The sequence below is a fragment of the Comamonas sp. FUJ_7 genome, assembly GCF_057369555.1.
Genome location: NZ_JBXXZI010000001.1, coordinates 201,486 through 216,269, shown reverse-complemented (window position 1 = coordinate 216,269; position 14,784 = coordinate 201,486). Strand labels below are relative to the sequence as shown.

Below are 14,784 nucleotides of genomic sequence, written 5' to 3'. Positions count from 1 at the left end.
TGCGGCTTAGACAGATTGCTCAGATGCAAACAACGGATTGACCATGAAGAGAATCGGGCACGCAGACAGCCACAAAAAAGCCCGCTTTGTAGAAAAGCGGGCTTTTTACAAGAGAGTGTAGTGCGGTAGCTCAGAGATCCGACAGCGAAGGCGCTGCCAGCACTTGCTGCGCCACCACATCGAGCACGGCATGCGCCTCTTCCTGACGGTCAATCCAGACCTTGGGCGTGAAGCTACCGCGCAATGCAATCGCATCCCCTTCGGAAAGGCTGCGCAGCACGGCGCAGGGTGCGTTGTCAAAAGCGACGATGTTCACAGGAATCGAGGAACCATCTCCCGCGTTAGCGCGCATACGGGCCACCATATAGGGGCGGCGGTTGCGGTCCACGCGGCTCTCGGGAATGCCGGTCAGGCGCCCGGTAATCAAACCATCCATCATTTGCTGTTATCTATCCAAAAAAAAACATGGCCCCCCTTCGCGGCAGTGGCCTTTCAAAAAAATTTTGAACCTGCATTTTAGGGGCAGCATTCGCTCCAGCACATGCGCCCCTTTCTTAAAGTTTTGTAATGCTCCCACGCGCTCAGCGGTGGCTGAGTCGGCGCACGGCCCAGTCACCCAGGCTCTGAATGGCCTGCACAAAGAAAATCAGAATAATCACCACCACCAGCATCACATCGGGCAGGAAGCGCTGGTAGCCGTAGCGAATACCCAGGTCGCCCAGGCCACCCCCGCCAATCGCACCGGCCATGGCCGAGTAGCCGGTCAGGCTGACAAAGCTGATGGTCAGGCCTGCAACGATGCCGGGCAGCGCCTCAGGCAGCAGCACCTTCCAGACGATTTGGCTGGTGCTGGCGCCCATGGACTGGGCCGCCTCCACCAAACCACCGTCCACTTCACGCAGAGCCGTTTCGACGAGACGGGCCACGAAAGGCGCAGCGGCAATCGTCAAAGGCACGACAGCGGCCCAGGTGCCGATGGACGAGCCGGTGATGAAGCGCGTCACAGGAATGATGGCCACCAGCAAGATGATGAAAGGCGTGGAGCGCAGGGCATTCACAATCCAACCCACAATCTTGTTGGCCGGGCCGTTCTGCAAAATGCCGCCGTGATCGGTCAGGCGCAGAAACACGCCCAGCGGAATACCGATCAGACCGCCAATCAGCCCTGAGACGCCGACCATGATCAGCGTCTCCCAGAAGGAATCCAGCAGCAGCTGGAGCATCATTTCCGAAAAATTCTCAAACATCGCTATCAGTCCTTGCTGGGCACAATCTGCACCTGCACGCCGCTGGCGCGCAAATGGGTCACGGCGGCCTCAATCTTGGCTGCCTCGCCGCTGGCATACACAGCCAGCGAGCCAAAGGTCTGCTCCTGAATCTCGTCGATCTGGCCATGCAGAATCGACAGATCCAGGCCCAGCTCACGAATCAGGTGCGACAAGATGGGCTGATAAGCGCTCTCGCCCGCATAGGACAGTCGCAGCAACTGGCCTTGCTGGCCGGGCTGCAACTGGGCTGCCAGCTGGCTGACACGCGTCATCACCGATTCGGGCAGCTGCTGGGGCACGATCTCGTCGATCAGGCTCTTGGTGATGGCCTGCTGCGGCTTGGTGAACACATCGATGACCGAACCCAGCTCGGCAATATTGCCGCCGTCGATCACGGCCACGCGGTCGGCAATCTGCTTGATGACCTGCATCTGGTGGGTAATCAGCACCACGGTCACGCCCAGCTCGCGGTTGACCTTGCGCAGCAAGTCCAGAATGGAGCGGGTGGTTTCGGGGTCAAGCGCGGATGTGGCCTCATCGCTGAGCAGCACCTTGGGGTTGCTGGCCAGCGCACGGGCAATACCCACGCGCTGCTTTTGACCGCCAGAGATCTGAGCCGGATAGCGGTCGAACAGATGATCCAGACCGACCAGCTCCAGCAGCGGCGTCACGCGCTTGGCGATCTCTTCCTTGGAGATACCCGCCAGCTCCAGCGGCAAAGCCACGTTGTCAAACACCGTGCGCGAAGACAGCAGGTTGAAGTGCTGGAACACCATGCCAATGTCGCGGCGCGCGGCGCGCAGCTCGTCATCGGACAACTGCATCAGGTCACGGCCATTGACAATGACCTTGCCTTCGGTAGGACGGTTGAGCAGATTCAGGCAGCGCACCAGCGAGCTTTTGCCAGCGCCGGAGCGGCCAATGATGCCAAACACCTCGCCCGAGGCGATTTCCAGATTGATGCCGCGCAAAGCATGCACCGGGCCCTTGGGGCCTTGGTATGTCAGGGATAAGTCCCGAATTTCTATCATGAAAAATACCGCTTATCGCGCATAAGCAATGCGGATACAGCTATAAAAAAGTGATTGATCCCATCCCGCCAGCAAAGCCGCTGAGCAGCAGCAACGCGAGCCTTCGTTCTTGTAGAAGCAGGCAGATCAAGCCAGCCTACTTTTAGTAGTAACCCTCAATGATGCCTGAGTCTATGCAAACCTGACGCCAACCGGGGCAAGTGAATTCACGTAGAAGTCGGCAATTGACGGGCGATGTCCCCGATCCTGAGCCCATTTCATGACTGGTCAAGGCATGCGTCAGCGCTTAGCATGAGTGCCTACTTTCCCAGCCCCTATGCCGCCTCTCTTGCCCATCCGTGTTGAATGCCCGCCCGGTGCCTGCGACTGTCAGCGAGAGCAGTTGCTGCACACACCGGGTGCCGACCTGCGCATTCTTCAGCTCACTCGAGAAGAAGAGAAAAAGCTTTTGCTGAGGCTGGAGCACATCACCAGCCTGCGTGATCTGGAGCATATGCAGCAGCGCATCCACGCCTTGCTAGGCCTACAGGTTCATATTGCGCCGGGCAGCAATGAAGTGCGCACCATGCGCGGCATCCAGATTGTGCTCTCGGACATGCCCGGCCTGTGCCGCAAGACCCGCCAAAGCATCCCTGCTGCCATACGCAAAGGACTGGAACGCAACCCCTCCATTGCCTGGGAGTTGCTGGATGCTCATGATCTTTTTGGCATGCCGGATCACTGACCTAGCCTGTTGCACAAACAGCGCCACTCAACCCACGAGTCAGTACAAAACATTGACCACATGGTTGCCAGCGAATACAGCCGTGGTGGGACGATATCCATCCCACTAGCGGCCCGCACCTCTTGCAGCGCAACCCCAAGAGCTGGCAAGGCTGGCGGGAGGCGCCAAGCAGATGACCCTTCGCGCCACTGCCCTTGCAGAAAGCAAGCCGGAGCTTGCTGCTCACCTAGCCGACTGGGCCTGGTATGCCGACAGCAATGACCCAGAGGTCGTACAGGGAGCACTAAAGGTCTACTCTCAGGGAGTCACTCGACCTTTGCCTACCCAGGAAGTTCTGGTCTATCCCGAGCACATGATGCGCCTGCAGCTCAGGCTCAATGCTCTTGGCAGCCTCGAATCACACAAGGCTGCACCTGCCGAACCTTGAGCTCTTCTTGCCCAGCAAGCCTTGTCATTTGACGCCAGAAGTCAGATCCTTCTGCCACACTCCTTGTGGCACAGATTCGCTTGCAGCGAAGGCATTGACCGGCAGCTGTATATAAGTTCGGCCATCAGCCTCGGCCGGCGGCAGCTTTCCGGCGCGCACATTGACCTGGACCGAGGGCAGGATCAAAGTCGGCATTTCCAGTGTGGCATCACGAGCAAGGCGCATCTTGACGAATTCGGCTTCGCTGATGCCTTGTCGCACATGAATATTGCGCTCTCGCTGGTCTTGCACCGTCGTCTGCCAGGCCGGCACGCGTGATGCGGGCGGATAGTCATGACAGACGAAAATACGTGTCTGAGACGGCAGATCCAGTAGCCGCTGAATGGAGCGGTACAGCATCACTGCGTCGCCACCAGGAAAGTCTGCACGTGCCGTACCTACATCGGGCATGAACAAGGTGTCTCCCACAAATACGGCATCTCCCACTCGATACGCCATATCGGCGGGCGTGTGTCCAGGTACATGCATGGCCGTCAACATCAGATCGCCCAGCTGCAGGCTCTCGCCATCTTCGACAAGGTGATCAAACTGGCTTCCATCTGGCAAAAAACTTCGCTCGAAATGGTAGATCTTGCGAAATGCAGCTTGCACCTCACGAATATGCGCCCCAATAGTCACCTTGCCACCTAAGTGATGGCGAATGTGCTGCGCTGCAGACAGGTGATCCGCGTGCGCATGAGTTTCCAGAATCCACTGCACCTGCCATCCTTGGCTGCGCACATACTCAATGAGGCGGTCGGCAGACCGGCTGCTCAATGTGCCTGACTTCGGTTCAAAGTCCAGTACCGGATCAATCACAGCGGCCTTTGCACTGAGCGTGTCCGCAAGGACATAGCTGACAGTTCCTGTGACTGCATCAAAAAATGCTTCGATATGCATGCTGTTAACTGCCGTCATCGTGACTCCTGACAAGATGATTCTGAAAACCCTTCACAACCAATTAATATACTTTTTTATATAATATATGGAAATATTTCAAAAGGCAAAGCCATGACTTCCATTAACGCTGAAGAGAGTCTGCCTCCGCTGGATCTCCAGGCAATGCGCTCGCACGCCAGTGAAGCAGTGATCATGCTCAAACTACTGGGGAATGAAGACCGCCTGCTTTTGCTGTGTCAGCTCTCCCTCCAAGAGCGCACTGTGGGCGAATTGGAGCAACTGACCGGCATTACTCAGCCCACGCTATCACAGCAGCTCGGCGTCTTGCGCCGCGAAGGTCTGGTAACAACCCGCCGAGAAGGAAAGTTCATCTGGTACCAGCTGGCAGATCTTCGTGCACTGCAGCTGATGCAAACCGTACATCAATTGTTTTGCCAAGCAGGAGAACATGCATGAACATTTTGTGGAACGAATTCACCCCTTGGTCGGCGCTTGCCGGTGGCCTTCTCATCGGCCTTTCCGCCGCTCTGCTGATTGCCCTGCTTGGACGCGTGGCAGGCATCAGCGGCATTACCGGCACCCTACTGCAAGTACCAACCTGGTCTTCCGTCAAGCAATGGGGCTGGCGCCTGGCTTTTATCTTGGGAATGGTTTCAGCACCGCTGGTATGGCAACTATCTGCCCCCTTGCCTGACATGCAGATGCCTTCCAACCCCTTGGTCATCATCGCCGCTGGCCTACTGGTCGGATTTGGCACACGCATGGGATCCGGCTGCACCAGTGGCCACGGTGTCTGTGGACTCTCTCGCCTTTCCTTGCGCTCTCTCGCTGCCACCATCACTTTCATGGCAACCGGCGCTATCACTGTTTTCGTGATACGCCACGTGATTGCTTAAGCCTCAACAGGAAACATCATGATCATCAATATTGCTGCACTTGTATGCGGTCTCATTTTTGGTTTAGGCCTCATCCTGTCTGGTATGGGTAGTCCCACCAAGGTGCAAAATTTTCTGGATTTTTTCGGTCAATGGGATCCCTCCCTAGGATTTGTGATGGGAGGAGCCATTGCTGTCGGCTTAGTCGCTTTCACTTGGGCCAAGCAACGCAAAACAGCCTTGCTGGGTGTCCCCATGCAGCTCCCAATAAGCACTGCCATCGATAGCAAGCTGCTGACAGGCTCCGCCTTGTTTGGCATAGGCTGGGGTTTGGCAGGCTTTTGCCCAGGCCCAGCCCTCATGAACCTCAGCACACTCAAGCCTGAAGTTTGGCTATTTGTTGCGGCCATGCTTGCTGGCATGGGAGTACAGCACATTTGGTCGAAGCCGCAAGCTTAGAAGCATCCAGCACCAAGGTCTCTCAAGCCCTCCTTTTCTGCATTTCATGCAAGTCAGGAGGGCTTTTCTTGTTCAAGACTGGCACCCAAGTCATAGCGCTCTTGTTTTACCCACTTCGCTCTGTATTTACTCCCGGTTGCAAGACTTGCGCCTTCATTCAGCTTTCCCTGTCAATAAAGCAAGCCCTCAGCGGCATCCATAGCCTGCTTGGACGACAATAGCCCCATCAACAGGTATTTTGTTTGGATATGTGTCGAAGCATGTGATCTGCGTTAAGCACGCTTTCGCCACTCTAAGTCGTTCCAAAAGAAGTTTTTCGACTTTTGGCTTCATTGAATTTTCCTCAATAAAACCAGCCGCTTATTTAAGGGATTCCAGTGGTGAATATCGTTATTTTGGACGATTACCAAGATGCAGTTCGCAAGCTTGATTGCGCCAAGCTACTCGACACTTTCAACGCCAAGGTCTACACCAACACTATCAAAGGTGTGGGTCAGCTCTCCGTTCGACTGCGCGATGCAGATGTCATTGTTCTGATCCGGGAACGCACTCAGATAACGCGTCAGCTGCTTGAAAAGCTGCCCCGTCTGAAGCTGATCGCACAAACGGGCAGGGTCGGTGCTCATATCGATGTACAGGCTTGTACCGAACGAGGCATAGCCATTGCGGAAGGCGTCGGCTCTCCCACTGCTCCCGCAGAGTTGACCTGGGCGTTGATCATGTCTGCCATGCGCAGGCTCCCGCAATATGTCTCGAATCTCAAGCATGGCGCATGGCAGCAGTCCGGCCTCAAAGCCGCATCTATGCCGCCCAACTTCGGGCTAGGGTGCGTTCTGCGCGGACGCATGCTGGGTATTTGGGGCTATGGACGCATCGGACAAATGGTTGCAGGCTATGGAAAAGCATTCGGTATGCAAGTCTGCGTCTGGGGCAGCGATGCTTCACGCCGCCAAGCCCAGGCAGATGGCTTTCTCGCGGCCCCCAGCAAAGAAGCTTTTTTCGAGCAGTCGGATGTGTTGTCGCTCCACCTGCGCCTACACGAAGCAACGCGCAGCATAGTGACCGCGCACGACCTCTCTCGAATGAAGCCAACTGCGTTATTCGTCAACACCTCAAGAGCAGAGTTGGTTGAGCCCGAGGCCTTGCTGTGCGGCCTGAATCGTGGTCGCCCCGGCCTTGCGGCCATCGATGTCTTCGAGAGCGAGCCTATCTTGCAAGGCCATGCATTACTACGCTTGGAAAACTGCATCTGTACGCCTCATATCGGATATGTGGAGCAGGACAGCTACGAGCTTTACTTTCGTGCCGCGTTCGAAAACATCGTGAACTTCGTCAATGCTCAGCCCAGCAACCTGGTGAACCCGGAGGCACTGAGCAAAGGCTGAAGACCAATCACCAAATAGGCCTGGACTTTACTTACGGGCCTGGGCGGAAAGCTCTGCGTCCACAGCTTCGTACACTGACTGGCGCACCACAGACTCCACCTCTTGTCGCAAATTCCGGACCATGGAGCGCGTCTGTGTTTCAACGACTTGTGCAATGGCATCCTTGAGACGCTCCTCGAGCACCAGATCCACTCGCTGCATAAGTCGATGAATCAAGTACTCCTCTGCTTGTGCACCAGACTGCCCATCTAGCACTTCTGCCAGACTGCTCACTCCTTTGTTGTCAATTGCCCCTGGTATTGAGTTCAGTCTGCGAGCGGAATTAGCAGAATGATCTGACCTTTCCGAGGGCAAGGAGACATCCTCTCTCAAGGGATCGACAAGAGATTCGGTCTCAGGGCTCTGTGATTCCAACTCAATCAACTGCTTTTCATCTGCTGGCAACTCAGAAAAGGGCTGCTGAGGCGGCAAAGATTCTGGCAAAGGCGGAAGCTCATGCGGAATCGTCGGAGGCGCTCCTCGTACATAGAGGCCATCCGACAGCCAAGGCGAGTGGAAAGAAGGCCGCACCGAGGTTTCACACACACCCGGCTGCTCTTCCTCGCTGCGATTCGTCACTTGCGCCGACTCCGCAGTCGCTGTCGAATCCGGCACACAATGGCTCGGCAGAGCCTCAGCCGGTACCACTTCAGTCAGAGTAGGTACAAAGCGTGGTGGAGCTTTGGAGGACGAATTCATGGCTTAGCCCTTGAGATTCAAATCGTGCCGAATAATGGAGAAGCCTCGCTCCGAGTAGTCGCGCCAACGCAAGCGCGCATCCTGCCTATCCATATCATCGTTGGATACGATTTCCACGACCCGTGCAAAACGATCGAATTCGACCGGCACCTGCGCCTTTAGGTTAACCAGTACATCCTGGTGGGGCAAGTTCTGCAACTGCTCTGCAAGAACGATGGGAGAGGCCGCCTGCATCTGAGGTCCATCCGCTTCGGATGCGTGCGCCAGAAAGTCCGTGGAAGACACACTCCATAGACGAGGTGACAGTCTCGCTAGAGTGGCTGTCTCTCCCAGAATGACGAGACGCGCACCATGGCGCAAGGCCTTGCGGGCAAAGCGACACACGTAACCCAGTTTATCTGGCGCGTTGAAATGAAAGGCAATTTCTGTCACAAGCATGAGTAGCAAGCGCGACCTGAATCCAGGCAGCGCTTGCCGACTTCCTTTTAAGCCTTAGTCGCCCCACCCGTACGTCGCGATGCGGCAGGTTTAACCGTACGTTTACGTTGCGTTGCAACCTTGCTCACATCAGCCGTCTCAAGCTTCTTGCTCTCTTGGGCGAGCAAATATTGCAGCAACAAGCCCACTGGACGGCCAGTAGCCCCCTTGGCCGCACCACTCTTCCAAGCCGTTCCAGCTATGTCGAGATGCGCCCAAGGCGTATCCCCCACAAACTTCTGCAAGAACTTGGCGGCCGTCACCGCTCCTGCAGCGCGACCGGCCACATTGCCCATATCTGCAAAATTGCTCTTGAGGCCATCGGCGTATTCATCATCCAAAGGCATGCGCCAGCAAGGATCAAGCGCTGCATCACCTGCATTCTGCAAGGCGATAGCCAACTCATCATCTGTCGAGAACAAGCCACTTCGCAGCCCACCCAGGGCAACCACGCAAGCTCCGGTCAGCGTTGCCATATCCACCAATGCAGACGGCTTGAAGCGCGCCGCGTAATACAGGGCATCACACAAAACCAGACGACCTTCGGCATCCGTATTCAGAATTTCAATTGTCTGACCACTCATGCTGGTCACCACATCGCCAGGCTTGACGGCTGAGCCATCGGGCATGTTTTCACAAGCAGGAATCAAGCCCACGACGTTGATGGCAGGCTGCAGCTTGGCCAAGGCCTGGAATACGCCAAGCACACTGGCAGCGCCCCCCATGTCGTACTTCATCTCATCCATCTCGGCCGCAGGTTTGAGCGAAATACCACCCGTATCAAACGTAATACCCTTGCCCACCAGCACGATAGGAGCCACGCTCTTAGCTGCGCCGTTGTAGTGCAGCTCGATAAAGCGCAAAGGCTCGCGTGAGCCCTGGGCTACAGCCATGAAAGCGCCCATGCCCAGCTTGGCCACCTCAGCAGGGCCATGAATCTTGCAGCTCATGCGCGCAGCCTTTGCGATGCTCTTGGCGGCATTCGCCAGCAAGCTTGGAGTTGCATGGTTGGCGGGGCGATTGGCCCACTCACGCGCCATGAGCACACCCTCCTGCTGAGCGACGGCAATATTGAATGCGTCAGCGACAGCCGCAGTCTTGGAACTCACGCCCAAAACAACTTTATTCAGAGCAAGCGGCTTGGTCTGAGTCTTGGTATGGGTATAGACATAAGTGGCATCAGCCACCGCTTGCACGGCGGCAGCCACAGCCTGTGTACCCGCACTGAAGCCAAAGCTCAACACCGCTTTGGCGATACCCTCTGCCTTGAGCACCGCGCTGCAACCCATCAGCGCATTGCGTACATCCTTAGGGGAGCCAGCTCCCACACCCAGCAGCACTACGCGGCGTGCGGCAATGGCCGGCACCTGATACAAAGGCAATTGCTTGCCACAAGACAAGGCAAAATCACCCTGTTTCACCGCGTGGGCCACCATGGCTCCGATGGCGTCGCTGCCAAATGTGCCCGATGCTGCCTGCTCGGAAACCAGTACCAGCAACAAATCACATTTTTCGCGTGCTGCTGCGGCAGCACTCAGAGCCTTCAGTTCAAAGTTCATAATCGGTGTTTTCCTTTTAGCCAATGTTATTCGATTCATCCATACGCAAAGAGCTGGCCCGCAGCTTTGGTGCAACCGCCGTGGTCTTGATCACTGTGGTGATGACCATGATGCTAATCCGCACCCTGGGCCAAGCTTACAAGGGCAGTGTCAGCCCTTCAGACGTGATGCTGGTCATGGGCTTCACCGTGCTCGGACAGTTGCCCACCATACTCGGCCTGAGCCTGTTCGTTGCCATTGTCGGCTCGCTGTCCCGTATGTACAGAGACAGCGAGATGGTCATCTGGTTTGCAGCCGGTCAAGGCTTGGCCAGTTTGCTCAAGCCCTTGCTGCGCTTTGCGTGGCCCGTGATTCTCATCACCGCAGTTTTGGCACTTGGCGTGCTGCCCTGGTCTTATCAGCAAATTGAACAAATCAAAACCCAGTTTCAGCAGCGCAGCGACTTGGATCGTATTGCACCCGGCGAGTTCCAAGAGTCTGCCGGCGGTACACGCGTCTTCTTTGTGGACAAGGACTCCCCCTCGGATCTGGCTGCAAGCAATGTCTTTGTCGTCTCAAGAGATCCGGGCAAAGAATCCGTGACTTCCGCAAAGGGCGCCCGCCTGGAAGTCGTCAAAGGGCAGCGCATGGTGATTCTTGAAGACGGTCAACGCATGGAAACGCGCGCCGATGACGGCTCCGTTCGCATCACCGAATTCGAAGAGTACGGTGTACAGGTTGACAACGATAGCCCGGCAGCCATTGAAGAGATGGCGGCCCGCAGCATGCCCACCAAAGACTTGATTGGCAAAGATGAGCCGATTGCACGCTCTGTTCTCGCGTGGCGTCTAGGCCTGCCTTTCGCGGCCCTCAACTTCGTCATTCTGGGCTTGGCCATCTCCAGCGTGAACCCACGTGCGGGCAACAGCACCAGCCTGATGATTGCCTTGTTATCATTTATCGTTTACTACAACCTCATGACTTTGGGGGAGAGCTGGGTCAAGGCTGACAAGATTGGCATGTGGGGCATTCTGGGACTGCTGCACGGCAGCATTCTGCTCGCCAGTGTTCTGGTACTGCTGGCACGGCATTTCCGCTGGTCGCCACGTGACCTGCTGGGCAAGCCATCCCGCCGCACGGAGGCCGCTCAATGAAAGTCCTTCGCAACCTGATCTACCGAGAGGTCATACAGGCGGTTCTCTATGTCTCGCTGGCCTTTTTGGCCCTGTTCTTCTTCTTTGACCTGGTTGATGAAATGCGCTGGGTGGGCAGCGGCAATGCGGGCTATACCGCCACGCGCGCCCTGCTCTTTGTCGCACTGTCCATTCCCGGTCACCTTTATGAGCTGATGCCGATTGCCGTGCTGATCGGTGCCATCTTCGTAATGGCCAAATTTGCCCAGAGCTCTGAATTCACCATCATGCGCACCAGTGGCATGGGGCCTTGGCTGGCACTGCGCACGCTGCTCGTTCTGGGCATGAGCTTCGTGGTTCTCACCGTCGTGGTGGGCGACTATATCGCCCCGGCTGCAGACAACCTCAGCCAGAATCTGCGTGTGGTCACCAAAGGGCAGATTTCGCGCGGCGCCACCGGCGCCTGGCTCAAGGAAAAGCAAGGCGACCACTCCATTGCCATCAATGTCGGCGCCATCAAGTCTCCCGGTGATTTTGTCAATGTGCGTATCTTCGAGTTTGATGCCAATGGTCGCATTGCCTCACAGATTCACGCCCAGACAGCCCAGGTCGACGAAGACAACGAGCAGTGGACACTTCAAAACGTGCAGGCCACCAAAGTCGCCCAGGAAGGCGACATCACCAAGCTCAGCCGGCTGAACGAAGAGTCCATGAACTGGCCCACCAAGGTCACCGCTGCCATGGTCTCCGGCGCTTTGCTCAAGCCCGACCGTATGACCACCATCGCCCTGTTCCAGTTCATCCAGCATTTGCAGGACAACGGTCAGGCAGCGCAAAAATACGAGATCGAGTTCTGGCGCAAAGTCTTCTACCCGCTCAGCTGCCTGGTGATGGTGGTTCTGGCCCTGCCCTTTGCCTATTTGCACTTCCGCTCTGGCGGCATCACGGCCTATGTCTTTGGCGGGGTGATGGCCGGCATCAGCTTCTTCCTGCTCAACAACGTATTCGGCTATATCGGCACGCTGCAGTCTTGGTGGCCCTGGCTGGCCGCCGCAGCGCCGGGCCTGCTCTACACAGCACTATCGCTGTCGGCATTTGGCTGGCTGGTACTCAGGCGCTAAACATCATGAGCACAGGACAAAGCTTGGTATCCCGTCGGGCTGGCATGATCTTGCTGGCCCACGGTTCCAGAGACCCGCTCTGGCGCCAGCCCATAGAAGCAGTACAGCAGGCCATTTTGGCGCAGCAACCCAGCCTTCCCTGCCTCTGCGCCTATCTGGACGCCTGCGCCCCCGACTTACCCACCGCGACCCAAACCCTGATCACGCAGGGCGCCACGCACCTGACGGTGCTGCCTTTGTTTCTCGGCACCGGCAAACACGCACGCGAGGACATTCCGCGCCTCTTGGCCGAGCTGCAGGCTCAATACCCCACCTGCAACTTCGATCTGCAGGCTGCGGCTGGCGAAAACCCACGCGTCACTGCTCTTCTGGCTCAACTGGCCATTGAGGCTGCAGAGAAATAGCACGCACGGCCTTGCCGACTACAAACATGCAGATTTCAGATAAAAAATAGCTTCTTTAGATATTTGAAGCATAATGACGCAAGTTCTTAGTCCATGTCGTCATGAACCTGCATCAATTTCGCTTCGTTCAGGAAGCCGCACGCCGCAATCTCAACCTCACTGAAGCAGCCAAGGCCTTGCACACCTCGCAGCCAGGTGTCTCCAAGGCCATTATTGAGCTGGAGGAAGAGCTGGGCATTGACATCTTCGCCCGCCACGGCAAGCGCCTTAAGCGCATTACCGAGCCCGGCCTGGAAGTGCTCAAAAGCATTGAGCTGATCATGCGCGAGGTGGGCAACCTCAAGCGCATTGGCGAGCAATACAGCGCGCAGGACAGCGGCACACTCAGCATTGCCACCACCCACACCCAGGCCCGCTATGTGCTGCCGCCTGCCGTGGCCCGCCTGCGCGAGATGTATCCCAAGGTCACCATCAGCCTGCACCAGGCCACGCCCGCCGAAGTGGCCCGCATGGTCATCGACGAAGTGGCCGAAATCGGCATGGCGACGGAATCGCTGGCCGACTACCCCGATCTGGTGACCCTGCCCTGCTACGAATGGCAGCACGTGCTGGTCATCCCCACAGGCCATCCGCTGGCGCAAAAAGAGCGCATCACGCTCGAAGATATCGCTCAGGAAGCGCTGATCACCTATCACCCCTCCTTTACCGGTCGCGGCAAAATTGACCATGCCTTTGCCATGCGCCGCCTGCACCCGCATATCGTGCTGGAGGCCATTGATGCCGACGTGATCAAGACCTATGTGCGCCTGGGCCTGGGCATTGGCATCGTGGCCGAGATGGCCATGCGCGACGACCCCGTCAATGACCTGGTGGTGCGTCCCGTCGGCCATTTGTTTGGCTCCAGCGTGGCACGCGTGGCCATCAAACGCGGCGCATACTTGCGCAACTTCGTCTACAAGTTTGCCGAGCTGCTCAGCGACCGCCTCTCGCGCGACCTGATCATGCGCGCCATGAATGGCAGCGTGGACGACTTCGGACTGTAAGCCTTCTGAATTTCAGCCTTGCGATGGCATGCGCAAGGCGTGCATTGCAAGACTATCGTGACTCCCACTTTCACCAGCAAGCTGCCCAATGTGGGCACCACCATCTTCACCGTTATGTCGGCACTGGCGGCCGAACACAAGGCCGTCAACCTGGGCCAGGGCTTTCCCGACTTTGGCTGCGACCCCAAGCTGCTCGATGCCGTGGGCGACGCCATGCGCGCCGGCCACAACCAGTACCCGCCCATGACGGGCTGGCCCGCCTTGCGCGAAGCAGTTGCTTCCAAAATAGAAGCACTTCACGCTCACCGCTATGACGCAGCGAGCGAAATCACCATCACGGCAGGTGCCACGCAGGCCATTCTCACCATCATCCTGGCCACCGTGCATGCGGGCGATGAAGTCATCGTGCTCGACCCCTGCTACGACAGCTATGTGCCCAATATCGAAATGGCAGGCGGCACGCCCGTGCGCGTGCCTTTGACACCCGGTAGCTTCCGCCCCGACTTTGCAAAGATCGCTGCCGCCATCACGCCGCGCACGCGCCTCTTGATCATCAACAGCCCGCACAACCCCAGCGCCACCATCTGGACCGATGCGGAAATGCGCCAGCTCGAAGCCCTGCTCGCCCCCACCAATGTGCTGCTGATCAGCGACGAGGTGTATGAGCACATGGTCTACGACGGCGCCCAGCACCTGAGCAGCGCCCGCTACCCGGGCCTGGCCGAGCGCGCCTTCATCGTCTCCAGCTTTGGCAAGACCTTTCACGTCACCGGCTGGAAGGTGGGCACCGTGGCCGCCCCCGCCGCGCTGATGGCGGAGTTTCGCAAGGTGCACCAGTTCAACGTCTTCACCGTGAACACGCCCATGCAGGCCGGTCTTGCGCAATACATGCAGGACCCGGCGCCTTACATGAACCTCTCTGCCTTCTATCAGGCCAAGCGCGATCTGTTTGTGAAGGGTCTGCAGGGCTCGCGTCTGAAGCTGCTGCCCACCGCGGGCACCTACTTCCTCTGCGCCGACATTTCCTCGGTCTCCGATCTCAACGAAGCCCAGTTCTGCCAGTGGCTGGTCAAGGAGCATGGCGTGGCCGCCATTCCTCTGTCTGCCTTCTATGGCGACGGGTTTGACCAGCGCGTCGTTCGCTTTTGCTTTGCCAAAAAGGATGAAACCCTGGTCGAGGCAGCCTCTCGTTTGCGCAAGCTCTAAAAACGCTTCCTCCTAT

18 protein-coding genes are annotated in these 14,784 nt (G+C 57.3%); 11 read left to right on the top strand and 7 right to left on the bottom strand.

Going from position 1 to position 14,784, the window contains the following annotated elements; translation table 11 throughout:
* Positions 1-130: 130 nt before the first annotated feature.
* From AC2I9W_RS01065 to AC2I9W_RS01055, 3 genes are all read right to left on the bottom strand, one after another.
* Complete coding sequence (locus tag AC2I9W_RS01065; RefSeq protein ID WP_486408234.1) at positions 131-439, bottom strand: single stranded DNA-binding domain-containing protein; 309 nt, start codon at positions 437-439, stop codon at positions 131-133.
* A 142-nt stretch (positions 440-581) separates the two neighbouring features.
* The gene (locus tag AC2I9W_RS01060; protein WP_486408233.1) at positions 582-1,247 is read right to left on the bottom strand and encodes a methionine ABC transporter permease; all 666 of its coding nucleotides are present in this window, start codon (positions 1,245-1,247) and stop codon (positions 582-584) included.
* Between the two features lie 5 nt (positions 1,248-1,252).
* Positions 1,253-2,299 carry a methionine ABC transporter ATP-binding protein gene (locus AC2I9W_RS01055; RefSeq protein WP_486408232.1) on the bottom strand — a complete coding sequence of 349 codons (1,047 nt, stop codon included), beginning with the start codon at positions 2,297-2,299 and terminating at the stop codon, positions 1,253-1,255.
* 316 nt (positions 2,300-2,615) lie between these two features.
* Between AC2I9W_RS01055 and AC2I9W_RS01050 the strand changes: the two genes are divergently transcribed.
* Both AC2I9W_RS01050 and AC2I9W_RS01045 read left to right on the top strand, forming a co-directional pair.
* A complete protein-coding gene (locus AC2I9W_RS01050; RefSeq protein ID WP_486408231.1) occupies positions 2,616-3,023 on the top strand; it encodes a hypothetical protein in 408 nt (135 codons plus the stop codon).
* 172 nt (positions 3,024-3,195) lie between these two features.
* A complete protein-coding gene (locus tag AC2I9W_RS01045; protein ID WP_486408230.1) occupies positions 3,196-3,450 on the top strand; it encodes a hypothetical protein in 255 nt (84 codons plus the stop codon).
* 24 nt (positions 3,451-3,474) lie between these two features.
* On the opposite strand, the gene AC2I9W_RS01040 is transcribed toward AC2I9W_RS01045, so the two are convergent.
* Entirely contained in the window at positions 3,475-4,407 is a 933-nt protein-coding gene (locus tag AC2I9W_RS01040) for an MBL fold metallo-hydrolase (RefSeq protein WP_486408229.1), read from the bottom strand.
* 93 nt (positions 4,408-4,500) lie between these two features.
* Between AC2I9W_RS01040 and AC2I9W_RS01035 the strand changes: the two genes are divergently transcribed.
* The 4 genes from AC2I9W_RS01035 to AC2I9W_RS01020 all read left to right on the top strand — a co-directional run bounded on the left by AC2I9W_RS01035 (position 4,501) and on the right by AC2I9W_RS01020 (position 7,108).
* Complete coding sequence (locus tag AC2I9W_RS01035) at positions 4,501-4,845, top strand: metalloregulator ArsR/SmtB family transcription factor (RefSeq protein WP_158391106.1); 345 nt, start codon at positions 4,501-4,503, stop codon at positions 4,843-4,845.
* Positions 4,842-5,285: a YeeE/YedE family protein gene (locus AC2I9W_RS01030; RefSeq protein ID WP_486408228.1), complete on the top strand. Its 444-nt coding sequence runs from the start codon at positions 4,842-4,844 to the stop codon at positions 5,283-5,285. The genes AC2I9W_RS01035 and AC2I9W_RS01030 overlap by 4 nt, the downstream gene beginning before the upstream one ends.
* Positions 5,286-5,303: 18 nt before the next feature.
* Positions 5,304-5,723: a DUF6691 family protein gene (locus AC2I9W_RS01025; RefSeq protein ID WP_486408227.1), complete on the top strand. Its 420-nt coding sequence runs from the start codon at positions 5,304-5,306 to the stop codon at positions 5,721-5,723.
* Positions 5,724-6,103: 380 nt separating this feature from the next.
* Positions 6,104-7,108, top strand: coding sequence for a D-2-hydroxyacid dehydrogenase family protein (locus AC2I9W_RS01020; RefSeq protein ID WP_486408226.1), 1,005 nt, complete (start codon positions 6,104-6,106; stop codon positions 7,106-7,108).
* Positions 7,109-7,135: 27 nt separating this feature from the next.
* On the opposite strand, the gene AC2I9W_RS01015 is transcribed toward AC2I9W_RS01020, so the two are convergent.
* The 3 genes from AC2I9W_RS01015 to AC2I9W_RS01005 are packed head-to-tail and all read right to left on the bottom strand — an operon-like array spanning position 7,136 to position 9,882.
* Positions 7,136-7,846, bottom strand: a complete 711-nt coding sequence (locus AC2I9W_RS01015; RefSeq protein ID WP_486408225.1) for a hypothetical protein — start codon at positions 7,844-7,846, stop codon at positions 7,136-7,138.
* Positions 7,847-7,849: 3 nt separating this feature from the next.
* Positions 7,850-8,278: a DNA polymerase III subunit chi gene (locus AC2I9W_RS01010; protein WP_486408224.1), complete on the bottom strand. Its 429-nt coding sequence runs from the start codon at positions 8,276-8,278 to the stop codon at positions 7,850-7,852.
* Between the two features lie 53 nt (positions 8,279-8,331).
* A complete protein-coding gene (locus tag AC2I9W_RS01005) occupies positions 8,332-9,882 on the bottom strand; it encodes a leucyl aminopeptidase (RefSeq protein WP_486408223.1) in 1,551 nt (516 codons plus the stop codon).
* A gap of 23 nt (positions 9,883-9,905) precedes the next feature.
* Here AC2I9W_RS01005 and lptF point away from each other — a divergent pair, with 23 nt between their 5' ends.
* The 5 genes from lptF to AC2I9W_RS00980 all read left to right on the top strand — a co-directional run bounded on the left by lptF (position 9,906) and on the right by AC2I9W_RS00980 (position 14,768).
* Complete coding sequence (gene lptF / locus AC2I9W_RS01000) at positions 9,906-11,015, top strand: LPS export ABC transporter permease LptF (RefSeq protein WP_486408222.1); 1,110 nt, start codon at positions 9,906-9,908, stop codon at positions 11,013-11,015.
* Positions 11,012-12,115 (top strand): LPS export ABC transporter permease LptG, encoded by a 1,104-nt coding sequence (lptG, locus tag AC2I9W_RS00995; RefSeq protein ID WP_486408221.1) that lies wholly within the window; start codon positions 11,012-11,014, stop codon positions 12,113-12,115. The genes lptF and lptG overlap by 4 nt, the downstream gene beginning before the upstream one ends.
* Before the next feature lie 5 nt (positions 12,116-12,120).
* Positions 12,121-12,519, top strand: coding sequence for a sirohydrochlorin chelatase (locus tag AC2I9W_RS00990; protein WP_486408220.1), 399 nt, complete (start codon positions 12,121-12,123; stop codon positions 12,517-12,519).
* 101 nt (positions 12,520-12,620) lie between these two features.
* Positions 12,621-13,562 carry a CysB family HTH-type transcriptional regulator gene (locus AC2I9W_RS00985; protein ID WP_486408219.1) on the top strand — a complete coding sequence of 314 codons (942 nt, stop codon included), beginning with the start codon at positions 12,621-12,623 and terminating at the stop codon, positions 13,560-13,562.
* A gap of 39 nt (positions 13,563-13,601) precedes the next feature.
* Positions 13,602-14,768, top strand: coding sequence for a pyridoxal phosphate-dependent aminotransferase (locus AC2I9W_RS00980; RefSeq protein ID WP_486408218.1), 1,167 nt, complete (start codon positions 13,602-13,604; stop codon positions 14,766-14,768).
* Positions 14,769-14,784 lie beyond the last annotated feature (16 nt).

Bases quoted from the DNA above. Each gene is read 5' to 3' on its own strand.
- AC2I9W_RS01065 (WP_486408234.1), bottom strand. From the start codon at position 439: ATGATGGATGGTTTGATTACCGGGCGCCTGACCGGCATTCCCGAGAGC.
- AC2I9W_RS01060 (WP_486408233.1), bottom strand. From the start codon at position 1,247: ATGTTTGAGAATTTTTCGGAAATGATGCTCCAGCTGCTGCTGGATTCC.
- AC2I9W_RS01055 (WP_486408232.1), bottom strand. From the start codon at position 2,299: ATGATAGAAATTCGGGACTTATCCCTGACATACCAAGGCCCCAAGGGC.
- AC2I9W_RS01050 (WP_486408231.1), top strand. From the start codon at position 2,616: ATGCCGCCTCTCTTGCCCATCCGTGTTGAATGCCCGCCCGGTGCCTGC.
- AC2I9W_RS01045 (WP_486408230.1), top strand. From the start codon at position 3,196: ATGACCCTTCGCGCCACTGCCCTTGCAGAAAGCAAGCCGGAGCTTGCT.
- AC2I9W_RS01040 (WP_486408229.1), bottom strand. From the start codon at position 4,407: ATGACGGCAGTTAACAGCATGCATATCGAAGCATTTTTTGATGCAGTC.
- AC2I9W_RS01035 (WP_158391106.1), top strand. From the start codon at position 4,501: ATGACTTCCATTAACGCTGAAGAGAGTCTGCCTCCGCTGGATCTCCAG.
- AC2I9W_RS01030 (WP_486408228.1), top strand. From the start codon at position 4,842: ATGAACATTTTGTGGAACGAATTCACCCCTTGGTCGGCGCTTGCCGGT.
- AC2I9W_RS01025 (WP_486408227.1), top strand. From the start codon at position 5,304: ATGATCATCAATATTGCTGCACTTGTATGCGGTCTCATTTTTGGTTTA.
- AC2I9W_RS01015 (WP_486408225.1), bottom strand. From the start codon at position 7,846: ATGAATTCGTCCTCCAAAGCTCCACCACGCTTTGTACCTACTCTGACT.
- AC2I9W_RS01005 (WP_486408223.1), bottom strand. From the start codon at position 9,882: ATGAACTTTGAACTGAAGGCTCTGAGTGCTGCCGCAGCAGCACGCGAA.
- lptF (WP_486408222.1), top strand. From the start codon at position 9,906: ATGTTATTCGATTCATCCATACGCAAAGAGCTGGCCCGCAGCTTTGGT.
- lptG (WP_486408221.1), top strand. From the start codon at position 11,012: ATGAAAGTCCTTCGCAACCTGATCTACCGAGAGGTCATACAGGCGGTT.
- AC2I9W_RS00990 (WP_486408220.1), top strand. From the start codon at position 12,121: ATGAGCACAGGACAAAGCTTGGTATCCCGTCGGGCTGGCATGATCTTG.
- AC2I9W_RS00985 (WP_486408219.1), top strand. From the start codon at position 12,621: ATGAACCTGCATCAATTTCGCTTCGTTCAGGAAGCCGCACGCCGCAAT.